This is a genomic window from Dyella sp. 01N36, assembly GCF_056399745.1.
The window spans coordinates 1-22,128 of sequence record NZ_JBFTRY010000014.1; the positions used below are offsets into that span (position 1 = coordinate 1).

General features: G+C 64.9%; 18 protein-coding genes. 6 read left to right on the forward strand and 12 right to left on the reverse strand.

What is annotated here, in order from left to right; all coding sequences use genetic code 11:
• Positions 1-92 precede the first annotated feature (92 nt).
• Entirely contained in the window at positions 93-1,172 is a 1,080-nt protein-coding gene (tsaD, locus tag AC1DMG_RS05310) for a tRNA (adenosine(37)-N6)-threonylcarbamoyltransferase complex transferase subunit TsaD (RefSeq protein ID WP_477180229.1), read from the reverse strand.
• Between the two features lie 69 nt (positions 1,173-1,241).
• Between tsaD and rpsU the strand changes: the two genes are divergently transcribed.
• The 3 genes from rpsU to AC1DMG_RS05325 all read left to right on the forward strand — a co-directional run bounded on the left by rpsU (position 1,242) and on the right by AC1DMG_RS05325 (position 2,447).
• The gene (gene rpsU, locus AC1DMG_RS05315; RefSeq protein WP_014404075.1) at positions 1,242-1,457 is read left to right on the forward strand and encodes a 30S ribosomal protein S21; all 216 of its coding nucleotides are present in this window, start codon (positions 1,242-1,244) and stop codon (positions 1,455-1,457) included.
• A 171-nt stretch (positions 1,458-1,628) separates the two neighbouring features.
• Positions 1,629-2,075 carry a GatB/YqeY domain-containing protein gene (locus AC1DMG_RS05320; protein WP_441605202.1) on the forward strand — a complete coding sequence of 149 codons (447 nt, stop codon included), beginning with the start codon at positions 1,629-1,631 and terminating at the stop codon, positions 2,073-2,075.
• Positions 2,076-2,276: 201 nt separating this feature from the next.
• Positions 2,277-2,447, forward strand: coding sequence for a DUF1328 family protein (locus AC1DMG_RS05325; protein ID WP_046972381.1), 171 nt, complete (start codon positions 2,277-2,279; stop codon positions 2,445-2,447).
• 14 nt (positions 2,448-2,461) lie between these two features.
• On the opposite strand, the gene AC1DMG_RS05330 is transcribed toward AC1DMG_RS05325, so the two are convergent.
• The gene (locus AC1DMG_RS05330; RefSeq protein WP_477180230.1) at positions 2,462-3,118 is read right to left on the reverse strand and encodes a GNAT family N-acetyltransferase; all 657 of its coding nucleotides are present in this window, start codon (positions 3,116-3,118) and stop codon (positions 2,462-2,464) included.
• A 129-nt stretch (positions 3,119-3,247) separates the two neighbouring features.
• Between AC1DMG_RS05330 and dnaG the strand changes: the two genes are divergently transcribed.
• The 3 genes from dnaG (at position 3,248) to AC1DMG_RS05345 (ending at position 6,470) form a co-directional block, all read left to right on the forward strand.
• A complete protein-coding gene (gene dnaG, locus AC1DMG_RS05335; protein WP_441605200.1) occupies positions 3,248-5,035 on the forward strand; it encodes a DNA primase in 1,788 nt (595 codons plus the stop codon).
• Positions 5,036-5,228: 193 nt separating this feature from the next.
• Positions 5,229-5,855, forward strand: a complete 627-nt coding sequence (locus AC1DMG_RS05340) for a DedA family protein (protein WP_046972420.1) — start codon at positions 5,229-5,231, stop codon at positions 5,853-5,855.
• A gap of 12 nt (positions 5,856-5,867) precedes the next feature.
• Entirely contained in the window at positions 5,868-6,470 is a 603-nt protein-coding gene (locus AC1DMG_RS05345; protein WP_477180231.1) for a pentapeptide repeat-containing protein, read from the forward strand.
• An 18-nt stretch (positions 6,471-6,488) separates the two neighbouring features.
• On the opposite strand, the gene AC1DMG_RS05350 is transcribed toward AC1DMG_RS05345, so the two are convergent.
• From AC1DMG_RS05350 to AC1DMG_RS05395, 10 genes are all read right to left on the reverse strand, one after another.
• Entirely contained in the window at positions 6,489-7,997 is a 1,509-nt protein-coding gene (locus tag AC1DMG_RS05350; RefSeq protein WP_441611462.1) for an efflux transporter outer membrane subunit, read from the reverse strand.
• Positions 7,998-7,999: 2 nt separating this feature from the next.
• Positions 8,000-11,101 carry an efflux RND transporter permease subunit gene (locus tag AC1DMG_RS05355; RefSeq protein ID WP_441605197.1) on the reverse strand — a complete coding sequence of 1,034 codons (3,102 nt, stop codon included), beginning with the start codon at positions 11,099-11,101 and terminating at the stop codon, positions 8,000-8,002.
• Positions 11,094-12,203, reverse strand: coding sequence for an efflux RND transporter periplasmic adaptor subunit (locus AC1DMG_RS05360; RefSeq protein WP_477180232.1), 1,110 nt, complete (start codon positions 12,201-12,203; stop codon positions 11,094-11,096). The genes AC1DMG_RS05355 and AC1DMG_RS05360 overlap by 8 nt, the downstream gene beginning before the upstream one ends.
• A gap of 284 nt (positions 12,204-12,487) precedes the next feature.
• Positions 12,488-14,137, reverse strand: coding sequence for a Na/Pi cotransporter family protein (locus AC1DMG_RS05365; RefSeq protein ID WP_441605195.1), 1,650 nt, complete (start codon positions 14,135-14,137; stop codon positions 12,488-12,490).
• A 217-nt stretch (positions 14,138-14,354) separates the two neighbouring features.
• Positions 14,355-17,024 (reverse strand): magnesium-translocating P-type ATPase, encoded by a 2,670-nt coding sequence (gene mgtA / locus AC1DMG_RS05370; RefSeq protein WP_477180233.1) that lies wholly within the window; start codon positions 17,022-17,024, stop codon positions 14,355-14,357.
• A gap of 167 nt (positions 17,025-17,191) precedes the next feature.
• Positions 17,192-17,431 carry a hypothetical protein gene (locus AC1DMG_RS05375; RefSeq protein ID WP_441605193.1) on the reverse strand — a complete coding sequence of 80 codons (240 nt, stop codon included), beginning with the start codon at positions 17,429-17,431 and terminating at the stop codon, positions 17,192-17,194.
• Between the two features lie 1,297 nt (positions 17,432-18,728).
• Positions 18,729-19,643, reverse strand: a complete 915-nt coding sequence (gene cyoE, locus AC1DMG_RS05380; RefSeq protein ID WP_477180234.1) for a heme o synthase — start codon at positions 19,641-19,643, stop codon at positions 18,729-18,731.
• Positions 19,640-20,806 carry a COX15/CtaA family protein gene (locus AC1DMG_RS05385; protein ID WP_441602914.1) on the reverse strand — a complete coding sequence of 389 codons (1,167 nt, stop codon included), beginning with the start codon at positions 20,804-20,806 and terminating at the stop codon, positions 19,640-19,642. Before AC1DMG_RS05385 ends, cyoE begins: the two co-directional genes overlap by 4 nt.
• The gene (locus tag AC1DMG_RS05390; RefSeq protein WP_441602913.1) at positions 20,806-21,375 is read right to left on the reverse strand and encodes a hypothetical protein; all 570 of its coding nucleotides are present in this window, start codon (positions 21,373-21,375) and stop codon (positions 20,806-20,808) included. Before AC1DMG_RS05390 ends, AC1DMG_RS05385 begins: the two co-directional genes overlap by 1 nt.
• Entirely contained in the window at positions 21,372-22,109 is a 738-nt protein-coding gene (locus AC1DMG_RS05395) for an SURF1 family protein (protein WP_477180235.1), read from the reverse strand. The genes AC1DMG_RS05390 and AC1DMG_RS05395 overlap by 4 nt, the downstream gene beginning before the upstream one ends.
• Positions 22,110-22,128 lie beyond the last annotated feature (19 nt).

Sequence of the window (22,128 nt, forward strand, 5' to 3'; positions counted from 1 at the left end):
GTGCGCGACTGCGGTGCGCGACTGCGGCGTATCGTCGTCACCGCTCCGTTGGCTTGTCGCGCACAGGGTGCGCTCCCACAGGGTGGGTGTCGTTACGTGGCCGGCGGCAGCGTTTCCAGGTCCCAGCGCGGATACACCTGCACGGTCTCATCCTGATGCTGTCCATGCGCAAGACGGATGGCGCCGGCCAGGGCGATCATGGCGCCGTTGTCCGTGCAGAACGCCAGGCGCGGGAAATACACCTGGAAACCATCCTTCGYACCCGCTGYCGCCAGTTCGGCCCGCAGATGCTGGTTGGCGCCCACGCCACCGGCGATCACCAGCCGCTTGGCGCCGCTGGCCTGCAGGGCGCGACGGCACTTGATGATCATGGTGTCGACGATCGCTTCTTCGAATGCACGCGCCACGTCGGCGCGGGTCTGCTCGGTCTGGTCCGAGTTCTGCCAGGCCAGCAGCACCTGGGTCTTGAGCCCGGAGAAGCTGAAATCCAGGCCGGGGCGGTCGGTCATCGGGCGGGAGAAGCGGAACACGCCGGGACGACCCTGCTGCGCCAGCTTGGCCAGCGCCGGACCGCCGGGGTACGGCAGACCCATCAGCTTGGCGGTCTTGTCGAACGCTTCGCCGGCGGCGTCGTCCAGGGTGTCGCCGAGGATCTTGTATTCGCCAATGGCTTTGACTTCCACCAGCATCGAATGGCCGCCGGACACCAGCAGCGCCACGAACGGCGGCTCGGGCGGGTTGTCCTCCAGCAGCGGGGCCAGCAGGTGGCCTTCCATGTGGTGCACGCCGATGGCCGGCACACCGAGCGCCCAGGCCATGGCACGGGCCGCGGAGGCGCCGACCAGCAGCGCCCCGACGAGACCTGGACCGGCGGTGTAAGCTACCCCTCCCAGGTCGGCCGGCGTCAAGCCAGCCTGGGCCATCGCTTCGCGCACCAAAGGCAGCAGTTTGCGCACGTGGTCGCGACTGGCCAGCTCCGGCACGACCCCGCCGTATTCGGCGTGGAGCTTGATCTGGCTGTAAAGCGTATGTGAAAGCAGGCCATGGCCAGGCGCGCCCGGTTCCCAGCGCAGCAGGGCTACGCCGGTCTCGTCGCAAGAGGTCTCGATGCCCAGTACCGGCTTGTTTGCCGGCGGCTCGTACTGGGGCTTTGAAATTGCTGTCGTTTCCACGTTATACTTCGCGGCTCACCGTATTCAAACGGCTCGTTCAGGCGAGCCAGTCTAACACTTGGAGTCTCCATGCCCAGCGTAAAAGTCCGCGAGAACGAGCCGTTCGAGCTTGCCCTCCGTCGCTTCAAGCGCACCTGCGAAAAGGCCGGCGTCCTGGCTGAAACCCGCAAGCGCGAGTTCTATGAGAAGCCGACCCAGGAGCGTAAGCGCAAGCGCGCTGCCGCGGTGAAGCGTCACCTGCGTCGCCTCTCGCGCGACACGTCGCGTCGTACGCGTCTGTACTGAGCCTCCTCGTCCGCCCTGCGGACGATCCGAGGTTCTCGTGGCGCCCAGGCGCCATGACAGGTAGCCAGGCAGCTGGCGCGTCCATCCGCTGCCGCTGTGTCTTCGCAGACCTACACTAGCCGGCGTTGCCCAGTGCAACGCCGGCTTTTGTGTTTCCCAAGGAAAATCCTCATGACCCTGAAGCAGCAGCTCACCGACGACATGAAGACCGCCATGCGTGGCGGCGAGAAAGATCGCCTGGGCGTGATCCGCCTGATCCTGGCCGCGATCAAGCAGCGCGAAGTGGACGAGCGCATCGAGCTCGACGACGTGCAGACGCTGGCCGTGCTGGAGAAGATGGTCAAGCAGCGCAAGGATTCGATCACCCAGTTCGAGGCCGCCAACCGCACGGACCTGGCCGACATCGAACGCGCCGAGATGGTGGTGATCGACACCTACCTGCCGACCAAGCTTGGCGATGAGGAAATCGACGCGCTGATCACCGCCGCCATTGCCGAAACGGGCGCCAGCTCGGCGCGCGACATGGGCAAGGTGGTGGCCGCCGTAAAGGAAAAGGCTGCCGGCCGCGCCGACATGGGCGTGGTGTCCGGCCGCATCAAGGCGCGCCTGGCCGGCTGATCGCCTGGCTTCGACGCCCGCTGGCGTTACACCTCATCGAACAGCGCGCCCCGCCTGCGGGCGCGCCCCGGTGCATCGCCTGGCGCGATGCCCCGGCACTTGCACTACCTCCACAACGAAGCTGCACGGCCTTCACAGTCGGGCCCCTAAAACGGCACGGCCACCGGCTGCGCCGGTGCCCTTCGTCAATGGGAGTGACACATGCTTAAGTGGGCCATCATCCTCGCCATCGTCTCGCTGGTGACCGGCTGGCTGGGTTTCGGCACCTTGTCCGGCGCGACCGGCGCGATCGCCAAGGTGCTGTTCGCGATCTTCATCATCCTGTTCTTGCTGGCCCTGCTGGCCGTCATCGGCGTCATCCACATGGTCTAGGGCCGGCTCGCGCCCTAGTCGATGATGCGTTCCATGCGCCGGTGGTCGGGCACCCGGCCGCGTTCGTTGGCGAGTCGTGACATGCGCTCGCCCACGACCTTGAAACCGGCGCGCCGGTAGAGGGYCTCGGCCCTGGGATTGCTTGCGGCAACATCCAGCGTGACGCGGCTGCGTCCGGTCTCGCGTGCGGCGCCCACCAGCTGATCGATGAGTGCGCGGCCGATGCCGTGGCCACGTAGCTCGGGCAGCACCGCGAGATGCGCCAGGTAGTGCATATCGTCCTGGGGCGGCTGGATCACCGATTCCACGCGCAGCCCACGTGCCATGACGCCCAGCCCCCGGCGCAGTCCGTAGTGGCGGATGATCTGCCTGGCCGCGGCCAGGGTAAACGGCCATTTCGCATCGGCGCCAAAGCCCGCGCCCACCGCCACCACCTTGCCCTCGGCAACGCCCACCCAGTGGTTGCGCCAGCCAAACTCGCCGGCGCCATCGACAAAACAGTGCTGCAGGAAGGCCTGCGCATCGCCGCCATCGCGGGTGGTGAACACGTAATCGAACGCCACCGGGCCCGAGCTGTAGATCAATGGCACGGCTACCGCGGCGTCTTCGGGCGCAGCCGGTCGAAACCGTACCTGCAGGCCCGATCTGGCCATTTCCAGCACATTTCCCATGGCACCCCCGGCCATCGCAACGCTTCGATCGGAGCATAAGGCAGCCCGATGACAGGCGCAGTGGCTGGCGAGGCCCGAACTGGGGGTGAAAGCGGCCATCGACGTGCGCAACCGATAGACTACGTAACTATGCGCGGACGTATCCCTGACAGCTTCATCGACGAATTGCTGACTCGCGTCGACATCGTCGACGTGATCGAGCGACGCGTGCCGTTGAAGAAGGCGGGACGCGAGTGGACGGCCTGCTGTCCGTTCCACAACGAGCGCACGCCGTCGTTCTACGTGAGCCCCGCCAAGCAGTTCTTCCACTGCTTTGGCTGCGGCGCGCACGGCAGCGCGGTGAAGTTCCTGATGGACTATGAGCGCCTGGAATTCCCCGATGCGGTGGAGGAACTGGCGCAGTCAGTGGGGCTCACCGTGCCGCGCGAAGGCGGCGACGACCGCGTCCAGCGCGAGGACAAGACCGACCTCTACGCCCTGCTTGATGCAGCGGCGGGCTGGTACGAAAAAGAGCTGCCCAAGAACGCCGACGCGCAGGCCTACTGCAAGAAGCGGGGGCTCGATGCGCAGACCATCCAGCGTTTTCGCATCGGCTGGGCACCGGCGGGTTTTGACGGCGTGATCAAGGCGCTGGGCGGCAGCGATAAGCGCATGCAGCTGCTCAACGAAGCGGGCATGGTGGCGAGCAGCGAACGCGGCAGCCGCTACGACCGATTCCGCGAACGCTTGATGTTTCCGATCCTTGATCGCCGCGGTCGCGTGATCGCCTTTGGCGGCCGCATTATTTCCAGCGCGCCTCCTGCGCGCGAAGGTCAAGAAGCGGGCATCCCTGCCCGCACTCCTCAAAAAGAGCCCGGCCCCAAGTACCTAAATTCGCCCGAAACGCCGCTATTCCACAAGGGCCGCGAACTGTTCGCGCTGTGGCAGGTGAAGCAGGCCAATCCCAGCCTCACGCGCATCGTGGTGGTCGAGGGTTATATGGACGTGATCGCCATGCATCAGGCGGGGCTGCCGATCGCAGTCGCCACCCTGGGCACGGCCACCACGCCCGAGCACACCGAAGTGCTGTTCCGCGCCGCGCCCGACGTGGTGTTCTGCTTCGACGGCGATCGCGCGGGTCGCGCTGCCGCATGGAAGGCGCTGGAAGCGGCGCTGCCGCGACTGCGCGACGGACGCCAGGCGTACTTCCTGTTCCTGCCCGATGGCGAAGATCCCGACACGCTGATCCGCAAGGAAGGCAAGGATGGTTTCGAGAGGCGCCTCAAAGCCGCCACGCCGCTCTCCGAATATTTCTTCGGCGAACTGGCGCACGACGTGGATACCGCCAGCCTCGACGGCCGCGCCCGCCTCGCCGAACGCGCGCGTCCGCTGATCGCCCGGCTGCCCGATGGCGCGTTCCGCGATCTGATGGCGCAGGAGCTGGAGAAGCGCACCGGCGCACGCGCCACGCTGGACACCACGCCCGCGCCGCGCTCTGCGCTGCAGCGGCCCACCGTGGCGCAGCGCTCGCTGGTACGCAGCGCGATCGCTTCGCTGCTGGCACAGCCGGGCATGGCCGACCAGGTGGAACGACCCTATGGCTTCCTGCGCCTGGACAAACCCGGCGTGGAACTGCTGGCCGAACTGATCGACACGGCCCGCTCGCGTCCGGGCATCAACCCCGCCGTGCTGGTGGAACATTTCGCCGAACGGCCCGAATACCCCGCCCTGCAGAAGCTGATGGCGGCCCTGGTGGTCGGCGAGCCGGAGGCCCAGCGCGCGGAGTTCTTCGGCGCACTGCAACGCATGGAAGAACAGGCCGTGATCCAGCGCCGGGACTGGCTCACCGCCAAGAGCCGCGATGGCACGCTCGACAGCGCGGAAAAGGCTGAACTGCGCGAGTTGCTGGCCCGGCGCGTGGTCACTCCCCCGGCGTAACCTGCCTGACACAGTGGCCGCTGCATGCCGCCTCGGCATGAAAAGAACAGGGTTCTAACTATTGGCCCTGCAAGATTGCGCCTCAGCCCACAGGGAGCGTAGCGAGGTGCGCCAGCGCAAGCGTACGGACGTCTTCATATGGGATCATCGACCCTTAGTGAGGCATGGGTAGTCCGCCCGGGCATGGATGGTGATGGAACTACTTGAACGACTGGTCACGGTGTTCGCCGAAAACGGCTACCTCGCGGTATTCATCGCGTTGTTGCTGTGCGGCGCCGGCGTACCCTTGCCCGAAGACATCACCCTGGTCGCCGGTGGCGTGATCGCCGGTCTGGGCTACGCCAATGTGCACACCATGTTCGGCGTCGGCATGGCCGGCGTGCTGATCGGTGATGCCGGCATGTTCCTGCTCGGCCATCATTTCGGCGCACGCATCCTCAAGATCCGTTTTGTCGCGCGCGTGCTCACGCCGGAGCGCTACGCCAAGGTGCAGGAGAAATTCGAGCGCTATGGCAATCGCCTGATGTTCATCGCGCGCTTCCTGCCGGGCATGCGCACCGCCGTGTTCATCACGGCCGGCTCCACGCATCGCGTGTCGTTTCTGCGCTTCTTCCTGCTCGATGGCTTGGCCGCGCTGATCAGCGTGCCGATCTGGGTTTATCTCGGCTACCTGGGCGCCGACAACCACGAGTGGCTGGCCATGTGGATCCACCGTGGCCAGAACGGCCTGTGGCTGGTCGGCGGCGCCGCCCTGATCGTGGCGCTGGTGCTGTGGTGGCGGCACAAGCGACGCGTGGCGTGCGAGTCCGGTTCACGCTGAAGCCTTCAACGCATGGCCGATCACGTCCTCAGCGAACGCGAATATGACGATGAGTCGTTGGCGGACCTCGATCTGGTCGGCGCCACCCTCGATGGCATCCGCTTTCGCGACTGCAGCTTCACCCGCTGCAACTTCAGCGAGGCGACGCTCGCCCGGTGCCGCTTCAGCGACTGCGAATTCCAGGACTGCAATCTGAGCCTGGCCGTGCTCACCGGCAGCGGCTTCGACGGTACCCGCTTCACCGACTGCAAGATGGTTGGCATCAACTGGACGAAGGCGCACTGGCCACGCCAACGCACGGCCAAGGCATGGGTGTTCAAGCGCTGCGTACTGAACGACTCGTCATTCTTCGGGCTGGACCTGCGCGAGTTTGCCTTGATCGATTGCCGCGCGATCGATGTCGATTTCACCGATGCCAATGGTGAGGACGCGGACTTCAGCGACACCGACCTGCGCGACAGCGTGTTCGCCCGCACCCGGCTGGTCGGCGCCAATTTCAGCGGCGCGCAGAACTATCGCATCGACATCTTCAACAACGACATCAAGCGCGCACGCTTCTCGTTGCCCGAGGCGGTGGCCCTGCTCGACAGCCTGGACATCGAACTGCAGGACTGACGCTGCCAGCGGCGGAACTCAAGGTGACTTGGCATCCGCCACATTGCCCGCATCCTGCCTGTGCCACCAGCCGCCACCCAGCGACTGGAACAGCGCCACCGTATCGGAATAACGCGCCGCCCTCGCCTGCACCAGGCTCAACGCCGCCTGCTGCCAGGTGAGCTGTGCGTTGAGCATGGCGCTTTCGCTGATATCGCCGAGCGTCAACTGGCGTTTTGCGATGTCGAGGCTGCGCGCCGCCGCTTGTTCGGCGCGCTCGGCAGCAACGAGTGTGCGAGCGTCCGCGTCGATGGCGTGCAAGGTATCGGCCACGTTCTGCACGGCGCCGAGCACGGTGCTGCGGTATTGAGCTGCCGCCTGTCGATACGCCGCTTCCGCGCCGCGCTGCTTGTGCTTGAGCGTGCCGCCGTCGAACAGCGGCTGCGTCACCGAGGCGCCCACGGCCCAGAAGCCGCTGGCCGCGGTGAACAATTGGCTGGTCTTCTCCGACGCCGTGCCAAGCGACGCATTGATCTGCACATTGGGGAGACGATTGGCGATCGCCACGCCAACCTGCGCACTGGCCGAATGCAGCTGCTCTTCGGATGCGCGCACATCGGGGCGCTGCTCGACCAGCTGGGCCGGCAGGCTCAGTGGCAACTGAGTGGGCAGCTGCAGGCCGTCAAGGTCGAACTGCGCATCGATGCGCTGGTCCGGCGTGCGTCCCGTCAGTGTTGCCAGCAGGTCACGCTGTTGCGCGAGCTGCTTGTCCAGCGGCGGCAGGCTGGCACGACTCTGTTCCAGCGTGGCGACCTGCGCGGCAATGGCCGCTTCGGATACATCTCCCAGCGCCTGTTGGCGCTGCAAGGTGCCGAGGATCTTTTCCTGTTCGTCGATGATCTTGTGGGTCAGTTCGATCTGCGCTCGCAGCGAGGCTTCCTGGATGGCCGTGTTCACCACATTGCTGGTCAGGCTGAGGTAGGTCGCCTCCAGCTGAAAGCGCTGTTGATTGGCCTGTGCCGTGAGCGATTCGACCTGTCGGCGGTTGGCGCCCCAGATATCGAGCACATAGGACACACTCACCTGCGCCGTGGTCAGCGTGTACAAATCAGCGTTCGATGCCACGCCGCTGGCCACGTCGTTGGCAAAGTCCTGACGCGTGGGATTCGCGCTCGCGTTGATCGTGGGAAAGTATGCCCCGCGCTGCGCATACACCGACTCCCAGGCCGCCTGCAGCGATGCGTGCGCGGCTTCGATATCGGCATTGTGCCTGAGCGCGTCATCGATCAGGCCGTTGAGCGGCTCGGAGTGAAACAGCGTCCACCACTGCCCGGGGATATCCATCGAGGCGAGCACATGCTGCGCTTCGCCGCCCGGTCCAGCGACTGATGCTGTATCGCTGGCCATGGGCGTGGGCGAGTACGACTGACCCTGCGACGACACTTGTGGCCGCTTGTAGTCCGGGCCCACGGCGCAGCCGGTCAAGGCGATGGCCACGGCAAGGGCAAGCGTGCCGTGTAGCGAACGACGAAACGTGGTCTTGATCATGTTCACAGCTCCCGCGAGGGATGCGGACGGTGCTTGCGACGATGGCGCTCGATGCCACGCTCAACAGCGAAGTAGAAGCCCGGAAGGATGAACAGCGTCAGCAGCGTGGCGATCGGCAGGCCGCCCACCACGACAGTGGCGAGACCGCGTTGCACGTCGGTGCCAACACCGGTGGCGAGCGCCGCGGGCAACATGCCGACGCTGGCCACGGTGGCCGTCATCAGCACGGGACGAAAGCGTTCGGTCGCACCTTCGAGAACGGCATCGCGCAACCCATGCCCGTGCTTACGCACCCGGTTGATGTTGGCGATCATGATGATGCCGTTCTGCACCGCCACGCCAAACAGTGCGATGAAGCCGACCGCGGTGGCGATGTTCAAGGTCTCGCCGCGCAGGTGCAGCGAAATCAATCCGCCCACGGTAGCCAGCGGCACCACTGCCAACACCATCACCGCCTGATGCAGCTTGCCGAACTCGGCAAACAGGAACACCAGCATGATGCCCATCACCAGCGCCATCACCACCACCAGCCGCGCCTGGGCGCGCTTCTGGTTTTCGAACGTGCCGGCCCACTGGAGGCTGTAGTTCTGTTTGTCGAAATGCACCTTGGCGTCGATCTGCTGCTGCGCGTCGGCCAGATACTCGGAAAGCGCGCGATCGCGGTTGTCCACGCGGATGGTCAGCTGGCGCTTGCCCTGCTCGTGCGCAATGGTGCTCTCGCCGGTCTTGAAACGGATATCCGCCACCTGCTTCAACGGCACCTGCGCGCCGCTGGCGGAACTCAACGGCAACTGGCCGATCGCTTCGAGGTTGTTGGCGGTCTCGTTCGACACGCGCGTGGTCACGTTGTAGATGCGGTCGCCGACATAGACCTGGGTCACCGGCGTGCCGCCAATAGCCGTCTGGATCAGGTTGCTGATGTCGCCGATATTGATACCGTAGCGCGCTGCCGCGTCGCGATCGGCGGTGATCGCCAGCTGCGGGATCGGCGGCTCCTGGAAGATCGACGCCTCGGCCGTGCCGCGCACGCCGTGCAGTACATCGACAATCTGGTTGCCCACGCGCCGCAGCTCGGTGAAGTCGTCGCCATAGATGCGCAGCACCAGCGGACTGTGCGCGCCGCCGATCATGTCGTTCTCGCCATCGACGATGGGCTGGCTGATGCCCACCGACACGCCGGGTATCTGCTGCATGCGTGCATTGAAGCGGCGCAGGAAGACCGCCTTGTCCTCGCCATGCGGCCAGGTGTCGTACGGCTTGAGCCCCACGCCGGCTTCCACGTGCGACGGCGTCCACGGATCGGTGCCGGTATCGTTGCGACCCAGCTGCGTCACCACGTACGACACTTCGGGAAACTCGCGGATCACGCGACGCAGCTCGGCCGTCATCTCGCTGGCCTTGTCCAGTGACAGGCCCGATGGCATCTGCACCTGCAGCCAAAGCGAACCTTCGTCCAGGTCCGGCAGGAATTCGCGACCGATGGTGGCGCCCAGCAGCAGCACGCCGACCAGGGCGACGCCCGCCACCGTGTAGACCACGGGCAACTTGCCGAGCAGCTTGCCAAGCCAGGCCGTATATCCCGCCTGCAGGCGCTCAAGTGGCTTGTTGCGGAACAGCTTGCGCGGTTTGCGCAGCGCAAAGTACGCCAGACCGGGCGTCAACGTGACCGTGCACAGCAGCGCCGCCAGCAGGGCATAGCCCACGGTGAACGCCATCGGCCGGAACAGCTTGCCCTCGGCATGCTCGAACGCGAACAGCGGCAGATACGCCGTGATGATGATCAGCGTGGCGAAGAAGATCGAGCGGCCCACGTGCTTGGTCACCGTCATCACATCGTCTTCGGTGAGCACCGAATTGGGCCTCTCCTCGCGGCGCCGCAGGATGGCCTCGGTCACCACGATCGTGCCGTCCACGATCACGCCGAAATCGATCGCACCCAGCGAGAACAGATTCGCCGGCATATGCGTGAACTGCATCAGGATGAACACGGTCACCAGCGACATCGGAATCGCCACCGCAGCCACCATGGCCGAGCGCGGGCTGCCCAGGAACAGGATGAGCACGATGCACACCAGGCCGACGCCTTCCATCACGGTGTGCAGCACTTTTTCCTTGGTCGCGTTCACCAGGTCGTCGCGGTCGATGTACGGCACGATGCGCACATCCTGTGCGGCCAGCTGCCTGTTGAGGTCGGCGACGGTGGCGTGGATGTTCTCCAGCACGCGCGACGGGTTCTCGTACTTCAGCAGGTCGACGATGCCTTCGATCGTGTCCGGATTGCTGTCCTTGCCCAGAATGCCCTGGCGCACCTGATGACCGTATTGCAGCTTGCCCAGGTCACGCACCAGCACGGGGACGCCGTTGCTCTGGGTGACCACGATGTCGCCCAGTTCCTTCAGCGTGTGCACCATGCCGATGCCACGGACGATGTACGACTGATCGCCGCGCGTGATGCGTCCACCGCCGGCGTTGGCCGTGTTGGAGGAGATCGCGCCGGTCACCTGGTTCACGCTCACGCCGTAGTGCAGCAGCTGCGCGGGGTCGAGCTCCAGCTGGAACTCCTTGGTGAAGCCGCCAAAGATATCCACGTTGGCGACGCCCGGGATCTTCTGCAGCGCGGGTATCACCACCCAGCTCTGCAGCTCCGACAGCTGCATCAGATTCTTGCTGTTCGATTCGAGCGTGTAGCGATAGATCTCGCCCGCTGGACCAGATACGGGATCGAGGCTGGGCGTGATGCCGGACGGCAGCGTGGCTTGTGCGATGCGCTCCATCACGCGCTGGCGTTCCCAGTAATCCTCGGCGCCGTCCTTGAACACCAGGGTGATCAACGACAGGCCGAACGTGCTGCTCGAGCGCATGGCCACCAGACCCGGCGTGCCGGCCAGCGCGCGCTCCAGCGGCGTGGTGATCTGCTGCTCGATCTCTTCAGCGGCTAGGCCCGGCACCTGGGTGGTGACCTGCGCGGTGACGTCGCTCAGTTCCGGGTAGGCCTCGATGGCCAGCTGCGTCCACGAGTAGTAGCCGAAGCACAGCACCAGCACCGACACCACCAGGAAGATCACGCGCTTCTGGAAGCAGAAGTGGAAGATCGCGTTAATCATTGAGCAGGACTCCGCCCTTCACCACCACGCGATCGCCAGCCTTCAGCCCCTTGACCACGCGTGCATCGGTCGACTCGTCGTAGCTCAGCACGATCGTGCGACGCTCGAATGCCCACGGCGACACTTCCACGAACACCGTGGTGTTGTCGTTGTTCATCAGCAAGGCGGACTCTGGCACGAACACTTGTGCCGGTTGCGCCACGGCGATGCTGGCCTTCGCGAACATATTGGGCTTCAGCCGTCCATCCGTATTGGCGAACACCGCGCGCACCATGTCGCGACGCGTATCCGCCTGCAGCACCTGGCTGACGAACCCCACCTGGCCGTGGAACACCTGATCGGGATAGGCCGACAGCGTCGCATCGACGGCCTGCCCCCTGGCGATGCCGCCCACGTCCACCTCCGGCACGTTCGCCGTGATCCACACCGAATCGAGATCGGCGATCGTCATCAACGGCGTGGTGGTGTCGTTGGCATAGGTGCCGGGCGCGGCGGACAGCGCCGTCACGTAGCCGCTCACCGGTGCGGTGATGCGGATGCTGCGCGAGGGGCCGGCCTGTCMGGCGACATTGATCGATTGCAGTCGCGTCTGCGCGCGTTCGAGTTCGGCCTGGGCCTGGCTGTAGGTGCTTTGTGCGGCTTCCAGGTCCTTTACCGCGTTGCCACCGGCCTGTTGCACGCCGCGCGCGCGATCGAGCCCTTTCTTTGCCAGCGCGAGTGCGTCCGTGGCCTTGGCGACATCGGCATACGCCTGCGCCATATCGCCGGATTCGATCACCGCCAGCAACTGGTTGCGCGCGACATGATCGCCCAGCCCGACCTTGAGCTCGGTGATGCGACCGGTGAGCGGCACCACCACGTTGGCCGTGCGCGCAGGATCCGATTCCACCGTGGCGGGAAACACCATCGTATGAGGCGCGGCGCGCATCTCTACCGGTGCGATGCTGAGCGCCTTGCGCAGCGGGGAGTCAGCGGGAACACGCAGCATGCCGTGGTCTTCCACGAACGGCGGCGACGGTGCCTGATCGTCGGCGCGGTGCGAACACGCAACCAGGGACAGACCGGCGAGAGCGATGAAGAACGAGGTGAGGCGTAGCGTCATGGGTATTCCCCTTGCAGTACTTGGCATGCCTGCCCGCCACGGTCATCGACCATGAGGCAGTGTTTGCGAAGGGGATGGCGCGCGTCTCTTCAGGAGACCGAGCGCATGACCCGCTCGCGGACTGGCCGTTGCCGGCCGCCGCGTGCGGGTGTCACTCCAGGGGGAGTGAACGCAGTAGCGGGGTCGACTCGGTCAGCAAGAATTTTCGATGTCAGTCGATGGGTCCGGGTCCAATGTGCCGCTGCTCCGTTACAAGTTGAGTACGTTATCCAATGAGGCTTACGTCAGGTCGTCGCGGGCTCGCGAACAAGGCGATCCTGCAGCAAACCGGCGCGCTCCAAAGGCAGGTAAGCGAGTGCTGCCAGGTGAGAGTGAATACGCTTGAGATCGCGCAAGATGCGCAGATAGACGTCTCCACCGCCGCCGCCATCGCGACGTTCGCGCAGCGCACGGATATGGCGCTCCGACGCTTCGTTCTCCAGCTTCCACAGCACCTCCTTGCGCGCCATCAGCTGCTGCGCTGCACGCACATCGCCGCGCAGGAACACGGTGAGGCCCAGGCGCAGGCTTTCCATCACCTGCGTGTGCATCAAGGCCAGGTCCTGGATGTCTTCGGCCGAAAAATCCTGGCCGCGCTCTGCCTTTTTGGCGGCGAACTCCATCAGGTTGTTGGCGGTGATGTCGCCGATGTGCTCGATGTTGATCACGAACGCGAGGATCTCCTGGCTACGCTCGCCGTCCTCCTCGTTCAAGGCTTCGCCGTTGAGGTCGGCGAGATACTCACGGATGGCCATGCCGAGTCGATCCAGCGAGGTGTCCATGCGGCTGATCGCCGTGGCCCGCGCGCGGTCGTCCTTGCCGAACACTTCCACCAGCCCCGTGAGCATGCCTTCCACCATGTCGGCCATGCGCATCGATTCGCGCGCGGCATTCGCCAGCGCGACGTTCGCCGTTTCCAGCGCACCCTCGTCGAGGTATTGCGGCACGCCGGGATCGTTCGGCTTGGGCGGATCGGGCAGCAGGCGCACCAACAGGCGCGCCAGCCTTTCCACCGGCACGATGAAGAGCAGAGCGAGCGACAGATTGAACGCCGTATGGAAGTTCACCACGATGCGCGCCGGCGAGGCGCCCAGCGGTGCCAGCCAGTGCGCCAGCAGCGGCAGCATCGGCAGGCACACGATGCAGCCGAAGGCTCGCACCATCAGGTTGCCCATCGGCAGGCGACGCGCCACCGGCGTGTGCGCTTCCATCAAGGCAGGAATGGTGCCGCCGAGATTGGCGCCGAGCACGAGCGCGAGTGCACCGGAGGCATCGACCACACCCGCATTGGCCAGCGAGACGATCAGCAACACCACCGCCACGCTCGAATGACAGGCCCATGTGAGCAGCGCGGCCACCAGCATCGCGAGCACCGGCTCGCTGGCCAGGCTCTGCAGGATGGCGCGCAGCACCTGCGCGTTTTCCACCGGCGCCATCGCCCCCACCAGCAGGTGCAGCGCCAGCAGCATCAGCCCAAGACCAATGGAGACGCGGCCGATGTTCTCGTAACTCACATCGTCGGTGCGGCGATGGATGGTGAAGCCGATCAGGATAAGCACCGGCGCCACCACCGCGATATCGAACGACATCACCTGCACGATCAGCGTGGTACCGACGTTGGCGCCGAGCATCACGGCAAGACCCGGCGCGAGACCGAGAAAGCCGCTTGCGGCAAACGACGTGGCCATCAGGCCGGTGGCCGTACTGCTTTGCAGGATCGCCGTGACGCACACGCCGAAACCCAGCGCGGCCGGACGATGACCGAGGTAACGACCCATCCAGCGGCGCAACGCGCTGCCGTAGCCACGCAGCACGCCGCTGGTGACCATGTGCGTGCCCCACAGCAGCAGGGCGACGTAGCCGGCGATATCGAGCAGAGCGAAGGTGCCTTTCATGGCGCGACCTCCTTGGGTAGGCGGAATGCATGAAGCATCCGCGGACTTCCTTGCGGGAGTCTTTGGTGTGGAGCGAAACGCCTCGGCGTCGCACTGAAGGAAACGCTGGTGACTGCCCGTCAAGGGCGAAATTTCGCGTTGCATAGCTGCCGTCATTCCGGCAAACCGCAATGACGAATTAGCGAGGCGCGGCAGACTCTACCGCCGCGCCCTCACCTCACAACCAGCGTCCGTACCGCTTGATGTAAACCAGCTTCACCAACTGCGTCAGCACGCAATAGGTGAGCACGGTCAGCGCGAGCCAGCCGAAATAAATGCCCGGCAGCGGCACCATGCCCAGCTTGCCGCCGATCGCCGTGAACGGGATCAGCATGCCGATGATGATGATCGCCGTGGTCAGGGCCAGCACCGGTGCCGAGGCGATGCTCTGCAGGAACGGGATGCGGCGCGTACGGATCATGTGCACGATCAGCGTCTGCGTGAGCAGGCTTTCGATGAACCAGCCCGACTGGAAGAACGACTGGTGCGCGTTCGAATTGGCGCCGAACAGATACCACAGCAGCAGGAAGGTGGTGATGTCGAAGATCGAGCTGACCGGTCCGATCCACACCATGAAACGGCCGATATCGCTGGCATCCCACTTGCGCGGCTTGCGCAGGTACTCATCGTCCATGCGGTCGAACGGGATCGACAGCTGCGAGATGTCATACAGCAGATTAAGCACCAGGATCTGCAACGGCAGCATCGGCAGGAACGGCAGGAACGCGCTCGCCACCAGCACCGAGAACATGTTGCCGAAGTTGGAGCTGGCGGTCATCTTGATGTACTTGATGATGTTGCCGAAGGTGATGCGACCTTCGATCACGCCTTCTTCCAGCACCATCAGGTTCTTTTCGAGCAGGATGATGTCCGCCGATTCCTTGGCGATATCGGTGGCGGTATCCACCGAGATGCCCACGTCTGCTTCGCGCAGCGCSGGCGCRTCGTTGATGCCGTCGCCCAGGAAACCCACGGTGTGGCCCTGGCGCTGCAGCGACTTCACCACGCGTGCCTTCTGCAGCGGCGACATCTTGGCGAACACGGTGGTGCGCTTGACCAGCGCGTCGAGCTCGTCGTCGTTCAACGGCTCGATGTGCTTGCCCTGCGCGGAGTGCTCCACGTCCAGGCCCACTTCGCGGCAGATCTTGCGCGTCACCGCCTCGTTGTCGCMGGTGATGACCTTCACTTCGACGCCGTGGTGATGCAGCGCCGCGATGGCGGTGGCCGCGCTGTCCTTCGGCGGATCGAGGAACGCCAGACAGCCGACCGCGATCAGGTTGCTTTCGTCCGCCACGCCATAGGCACGGCCGGCCGGCGGCTGGCGCTTGATGGCGACCACGAGCACGCGCAGACCATCTTCGTTGAGGCCGCGCGTCATCGCCTTGATGTCGGCACGCATCTCGTCCGTCATCGGCAGGATCTCGTCACCGGCCTTGGCCGACGCGCAGATCGACAGCATTTCCTCGACGGCGCCCTTGCACACCAGCAACTCGTTGCCATCGCCATTGCCCAGCACTACCGACATGCGGCGGCGCTGGAAGTCGAACGGGATCTCGTCGACGATGCGGTAGTGCTGCGCGACCACTTCCAGGTCGCGATGGGTCAGCACCGCCTTGTCCATCAGGTTCTTCAGGCCGGTCTGGAAGCGGCTGTTGAGATAGCCGTATTCCAGCGCCTCGTCCGACTCCTCGCCGTACAGATCGAGGTGACGTTCCAGCACGATCTTGTCCAGCGTCAGCGTGCCGGTCTTGTCSGTGCACAGCACRTCCATCGCACCGAAGTTCTGGATCGCATTGAGGCGCTTGACCACCACCTTGCGCTTGGACATCGCCAGGGCGCCCTTGGCCAGGTTCGCCGTGACGATCAGCGGCAGCATCTCGGGCGTCAGGCCCACTGCCACCGACAGCGCGAACAGGAAGGCTTCCCAGAAGCTGCCCTTGTCGTACCAGTTGATCGCCAGGACGATCGGTACCATCACCAGCATGAAACGGATCAACAGCCAGCTGACGCTGTTCACGCCGCGATCGAAGCTGGTCTGCACGCGCTCGCCCACGATGGTGCGCGCCAGCGAACCCAGGTAGGTGCGCGAACCCGTCGCCACCACCACCGCAGTGGAGGTGCCGCTCACCACGTTGGTGCCCATGTAACAGACGGTGGGCAGATCCAGCGGATTGTCAGCGTGCTGGCCGCCTTCCATTTCGTCGGCGCCATGCAGGTGCGCGGGCGCGGACTTCTCCACCGGCAGCGATTCACCGGTGAGGATGGCCTGGCTGATGAACAGGTCCTTCGCCGATACCAGGCGAAGATCCGCGGGCACCATGTCCCCGGCGGCGAGATGCACGATGTCGCCGGCGACCAGTTCGCTCACCGGCACTTCGATGCGCTCGCTATGGCCGTCCGACGCGCGACGCGTCACCGTGGCGGTGTTGCGCACCATGGCCTTGAGCTTTTCCGCGGCCTTCGACGAACGGTATTCCTGGGTGAAGCTGAGCAGCACGCTGATGCCCACCATCACCGCGATGATGATCGGGCCGGTGAGATCGGAGCTGTCCGTCGCCAGCTGGACGATGGCCAGCACCAGCAGCACGATGATGAACGGGTTCTTGAACGCCGTGAGCAACTGCACCGACCAGTGCGGCGGCTTCTCGTGCGACACCTCGTTGAGCCCGTCGCGATCCAGGCGCTCGGAGATCTGCTCTTCGTTCAGACCGGCGGCACTGGTGTCCAGCGCCGCATACAGCGCCTCGTTGTGGCGGAACGCTTCCTGCGCCACGGCCACGCGCACCGGCGCGGCGGCGCTCGTGCCGGCCGCCTTGCCTGCGACGGTCTGGGTGGAGTGCTTCAACATGACTCGCTTCCGTGAAATCGGTGACATCTGAGCCGGACCAGCGAGCCGGCGGGACCTGTCCCGCGCGTGACGCCAATGCCTGCGCTACGAACTTCGTCGCAATCGACGCCCGCGGACTGGTGGGGGCCAGCCCTTGCGCGGCAGCTCGAGGCGCGGCGAGGTTTTCATCAGTGACTGGATACCAGTTGCAGATGACGATGCGCTTGCGAAATAGCATGTTCCTGCCAACGCGCGGCCTGGCGGCCGTGCGGGGCATCGGAATGACGAAGGTCGGACGACGGGGAAGACTGCGCCTCGCCCAGCGGGGCAGGCACAGTGATCGTCCAGGAACGGCGGGTATCCGCACGACGGCTTGCCAGCGCGCGGGGTGCGACGCGCAGGCGGAAGAATTCGCGAAGGAGCTTCATGGCCCTTTCTCCTCGTTAACGGCGCCAACAGCGCCGTCAGAGGTGGGCCGGTCTTCCCTAGTCCAGGAAAGCGCCAGCCGACCGCAGGCGGTCGCCGCAGCAGATCAGCTTGTTATGCAATGCCGGCACCCGATGCTCGCGGATGTCGACGTTGCGACTAGGGTAAACGTCCATATGCCTTGGGTTGATAGGACAGAGGCCACTGAGGGCGCGTAACGCCCGGTAGCGGGCGAATTGTCTTGCTGCGGTGCGCAAGTGTCAACCCTGTGACGGGGGTTTGGGGGGCGAAAGTTGTTGCGGTGAGGTGGGTGTGTTTTTGGTGTGAGCCCAGCGCAGGTAGGTTTTGGTCGTCACCCAGGCGCACCCAGAAAGGACGGGGATCGGTCGCGCCTTTCGACAGCCGACTGGCTGATCATCCATCGCCCCGGTGTTTGGTTTTAGCGATACGGCGATCTGGCTCGCCTGCCGCGGGCTTCCGTCCTCCTGCCCGCGACGCAAAGCTAGTCCCCTTTTTGGGAAGGCCGGGAGAAGGCCCCCCCCCGGATGACGCGCCTTCCGGGCCTGCGGCCCTCCAGGTGCGCGGTCGGGTTACGGGGACCCCGAAGGTCACGAGCGACATCAAGAGCCGGGCAGCGTCCCGTGTTGCAGGCCCGGGCCGGCAGATCTTTTGTAGGAGCGCACTTGTGCGCGACCAACCGGAGCGATCCACCGCGGCGCTRCGGTCGCGCACRAGTGCGCTCCTACAAGGRTTTCGCACGCTGTGRCGCCCATTCAATCTTGCGATCGCTCTTTGTGGGAGCGCACCCTGTGYGCGACAARCCTACGRAGCGGTACACCCCAGCGTGGCCGTCGCGCACAGGGTGCGCTCCCACAGACAAGCGGCAGGCGCGGCAAAGGRSGGRGCGATGCCCGAAGCCRATGCGCAGCGAGGCCCCGCTYTAAGTCCTCAGCGATTCGGGCGCGTTGCGCAGCGCTTKGMRGTAYCCSCTGTGTACCCTCGGAGGTTGTCCCATCAGACGCGCCTCGAGCGTTCGGGCTTATCCCAGCACGATGCTGCGGGCGTTATCAGGCCATTTTCTTTGGGTTACTTTCGACGCGAAGCTAGTCCCGTGGGATCTTTTGGGCCAGCAAAAGAAAAGTGACTCGAGCGGCGGCAGCCGTTCGAAACGCCCGCCGCGTAGGCGGCACCCTGGCCTCGACGTGAAAACCAGGCGATATCGCTCCTGGATCCCGGCCTACGCCGGGATGACGACCAAAGGGGCGGCCTGCGCCGGAATGCCGATCGAACGAAACCTACTTAGAGCGAACGCTCAAACACCACACCCTGGTGCTGCACCAGCGGCTCCATCACCCAATGATCCACCAACAAAAACGCAAACAACGCCATCAGATACACGATGGAATAGTTGAACACCTTCATCGCGAAAAACTCATCCGGCGGATTGAGCAAACGGATCGCGTAATAAAGAAAGCCCAAGCCCAACACCACCGCACCGCCCAGATAAACCATCCCGCTATAACCCGTGAGCGCCGGCAACAGCGTCACCAGCACCAGCAGGATCGTGTAGAACAGCACGTGCCAACGCGTGAACACCACGCCATGCGTGACTGGCAGCATCGGTACCTGCGCGCGGGAGTAATCGTCGCGGCGGAAGATCGCCAGCGCCCAGAAATGCGGCGGCGTCCACACGAAGATGATCAGGCACAGCTGCAGCGCAAACKGATGCAGCGCACCCGTGACGGCCGTCCAACCCAGCACCGGCGGAATCGCACCGGCCAGGCCACCGATCACGATGTTCTGCGGCGTGGCGCGCTTGAGGTAGGCCGTATAGATCACCGCGTAGCCGATCAAACCGCCGAAGGTGAGCAGCGCGGTCAGCGGATTGACCAGGAACACCAGGATCAACATCGACACTGCACCTAGCGCGAGCGCAAAGGTCAGCACCTGCTTGGGCTTCAGCTGACCGGTGGCCAGAGGGCGATGGGCGGTGMGCGCCATCACTTTGTCGATGCGCTGATCGATCAGGTGATTGAAGGCTACAGCGGAACCCGAGGCCATCCAGATGCCCAGCGTGCCGAACACCAGCGCACGCCACGGCGGAATGCCGGGCACGGCGAGGAACATGCCGATCACGGCGCAGAACACCAGCAGCGCGACTACGCGCGGCTTGGTCAGTTCCAGGTACTCATGGAAACGGCTGCTCATCGTCATCGGTATCCGTGGGAAACAAACATCGCGTCCTCGCGACGCTTTTGCGTGCGCGCCAGCGTGGCCAGCAAGGTAAACAGGAGCAGCGCCGCCACGCCATTGTGCAGCGTCGCCACCGGCAGCGGCAGCCCGAAGCGCACGTTGCTGATGCCCAGCAGTACCTGGGTCAGCAACACCACCGCGATCGCCACGCCCAGCGAACGCAGGCCGCGACGCGACACCCGGTGCGAGAGCCAGGCGAGGTAGCAAAATACCACCAGTGCGCCGATGCGATGCGCAATCTGGATGGCGCTGCGCGCCGCCATGTCGAGCACACCGCCTTCATAGTTCACGCCGATGCCGCGCCACAGCACAAAACCCTGCTGGAAATCGGTGGGCGGCATCCACTGCCCGAGGCATTTGGGGAAATCCGTGCCACAGGCGAGCGCGGCATAGTTGGACGAGGTCCAGCCGCCCAGCGCGATCTGCGCGAGCAGCAGGACAATGCCGACGATCACGGTCTTGCGCAGCGCCGCGTGACGGTCGTCGTTGGCACCCACGCCAGCGAAACGCAGTGCCGCATAGGCCAGCAAGGCGAAGGTGGTGATGCCGCCCATCAGATGGCCCATCACCACGATGGGCTTCAACAGCAGCGTCACCGTCCACATGCCGAGCATGGCCTGGAACACCACCACGGAAAGCGCGAGCACGCTGATGCGCCACGCGCCCGGACGATCAAGCCCGATCGCCGCGATCAAGGGCAGCCCGATCGCGAACAGCGATACCAGCAAGGACCAGTGATGCTCGCCCTTGATATACATGCCAACGCCGATCGCCGCGCATAGCGCGCCGACAATCACCGCATAGCGCGCCCATGGGCGACGCCAGCTGGCGATCAAGGCCAGCGCAAACACCAGCGTCCCCAGCGTACCGGCAAGAAAGCGATGCACCTGCTCGCGCCACGCCTTGTGCGTTTCGTAGGGACGATCAGGGAAAGCCTGATTCGCCTGCGCGATCTCGTGCTGCTGTTCCGGCCATGCCGCGCGGCCGTAGCAAGTCGGCCAGTCCGGGCAAGACAGCCCGGCATTGGACAGACGCACGAACGCGCCGAACATCACCACGCCAAAGGCGAACACGGCAGCGAGCAAGGCCAGCCCGCGCAGCACCCTGATCGAACGGGACGTCATCAGCGGATCACCTTCTGCAGATCCTTGCGCAAGCCGGTGGGATCAAAGCCTGCGGGATAGAACGACAACGCGGTGCCGTCCGATTCCACCAACAGTGCATTGACGCTGTCCGGCGTGGTCGGTGCGAAGGGAGCCAGCGCGCCCATCGAATCCTGACCGAGCTTCCAGTAGTTCGTCATCCCCGTGGCAGCAGCATCTGCCGGCGGCTTGCCGACGTAGAGCAGGCGCAGGCGCGGTGCATTCTGGTTGAGCGTGAGGCGCGCCGCGGCCATCTTGGTCAGTACGTCCATGCATTTCTCGGCGCATCCTGGACCGGCCAGGGCGACCAGGGTGAGCTGCGGTTCCTTCGCGCGCCACGCCCAGGTGTCGCCATTGGTGAGCGACACCGGCACCTGCTCGGTGGCGAAATTGCGCTGCGGCATCACGGCAAGGCCATTGGCCTTGCCCGAGGGCTGCCAGCCCGCGAAGGTGAGCAGCATGGCCGCCACGATCGGCGCGGCAAACACCAGCATGATCAACAGCAGTTTTCGTCGGCTTGCGCGCAGTGCGGCGGGATCGGGTGTATTCATGACTGGTCCGGTCGGGAAGGACGACGACGATGCAGCACCAGCAGGATCACCACCACCGCCACGGCGAAGGTGAACCACTGGAATGCATAGGCACGGTGGCGCGCGGGCGGCATCGAGGAGAAATCGATGGTGTGTTCGCGCACGTAGATGGATGCARGCTCCGCGTCGAGCGCGAGCACCTGCGGATACAGCGTAGCGCCAAGATCGGCCGCCACCTGGGGAAGCTCGAGATAAACCGTGGTCTTTGGCCAGCTCTTCTGCAGGGCGAGGGCATTGCCGCCCATTTCAAAACCAACGCCGGGCGCGGGCACATACAGGCCGTGCAGCTCCAGCGGGCCGGCGGGCAACGGTGGTAATTGCGGCGCCTGATGCGTGCCGTTGCCCGGAAGAAATCCCAGATCGACCAGCAACAGACGATCGCCGTTGCGCGGACGGAAAGGCGCATAGACTTCCACACCGCCGCGCTGGTCATGCTTGGGATTGTCGAGCAGATAGATGCGATCGGCGAGGTAGCTGCCCTGCACGTTGACGCGGGCAAACGCATCGATGGGGGGATTTGAGGCCACTGCGGCAAAGTCGCGCGGAGCCGCGGTTTCCGCTGTGGCATACCGTCGCAGAATCTGCTCTTTCTCGTCCGCGCGATGCAGCTGCCACACGCCCAAACGTATGAACAGCAAGGCACTCACCGCTGTGAGCAGCAGTGCGAACCAGGATGGACGGCGCAGCCACTTCACGCGGTGGCGCCGTGCACGA

Excerpts from the sequence above, each read along its gene's own strand:
- dnaG (WP_441605200.1), top strand. The coding sequence starts at position 3,248 with ATGCGCGGACGTATCCCTGACAGCTTCATCGACGAATTGCTGACTCGC.
- AC1DMG_RS05365 (WP_441605195.1), bottom strand. The coding sequence starts at position 14,137 with ATGAAAGGCACCTTCGCTCTGCTCGATATCGCCGGCTACGTCGCCCTG.
- AC1DMG_RS05325 (WP_046972381.1), top strand. The coding sequence starts at position 2,277 with ATGCTTAAGTGGGCCATCATCCTCGCCATCGTCTCGCTGGTGACCGGC.
- AC1DMG_RS05350 (WP_441611462.1), bottom strand. The coding sequence starts at position 7,997 with ATGATCAAGACCACGTTTCGTCGTTCGCTACACGGCACGCTTGCCCTT.
- AC1DMG_RS05320 (WP_441605202.1), top strand. The coding sequence starts at position 1,629 with ATGACCCTGAAGCAGCAGCTCACCGACGACATGAAGACCGCCATGCGT.
- rpsU (WP_014404075.1), top strand. The coding sequence starts at position 1,242 with ATGCCCAGCGTAAAAGTCCGCGAGAACGAGCCGTTCGAGCTTGCCCTC.
- AC1DMG_RS05375 (WP_441605193.1), bottom strand. The coding sequence starts at position 17,431 with ATGAAGCTCCTTCGCGAATTCTTCCGCCTGCGCGTCGCACCCCGCGCG.
- AC1DMG_RS05355 (WP_441605197.1), bottom strand. The coding sequence starts at position 11,101 with ATGATTAACGCGATCTTCCACTTCTGCTTCCAGAAGCGCGTGATCTTC.
- AC1DMG_RS05345 (WP_477180231.1), top strand. The coding sequence starts at position 5,868 with ATGGCCGATCACGTCCTCAGCGAACGCGAATATGACGATGAGTCGTTG.
- AC1DMG_RS05385 (WP_441602914.1), bottom strand. The coding sequence starts at position 20,806 with ATGACGTCCCGTTCGATCAGGGTGCTGCGCGGGCTGGCCTTGCTCGCT.
- AC1DMG_RS05340 (WP_046972420.1), top strand. The coding sequence starts at position 5,229 with ATGGAACTACTTGAACGACTGGTCACGGTGTTCGCCGAAAACGGCTAC.
- AC1DMG_RS05390 (WP_441602913.1), bottom strand. The coding sequence starts at position 21,375 with ATGAATACACCCGATCCCGCCGCACTGCGCGCAAGCCGACGAAAACTG.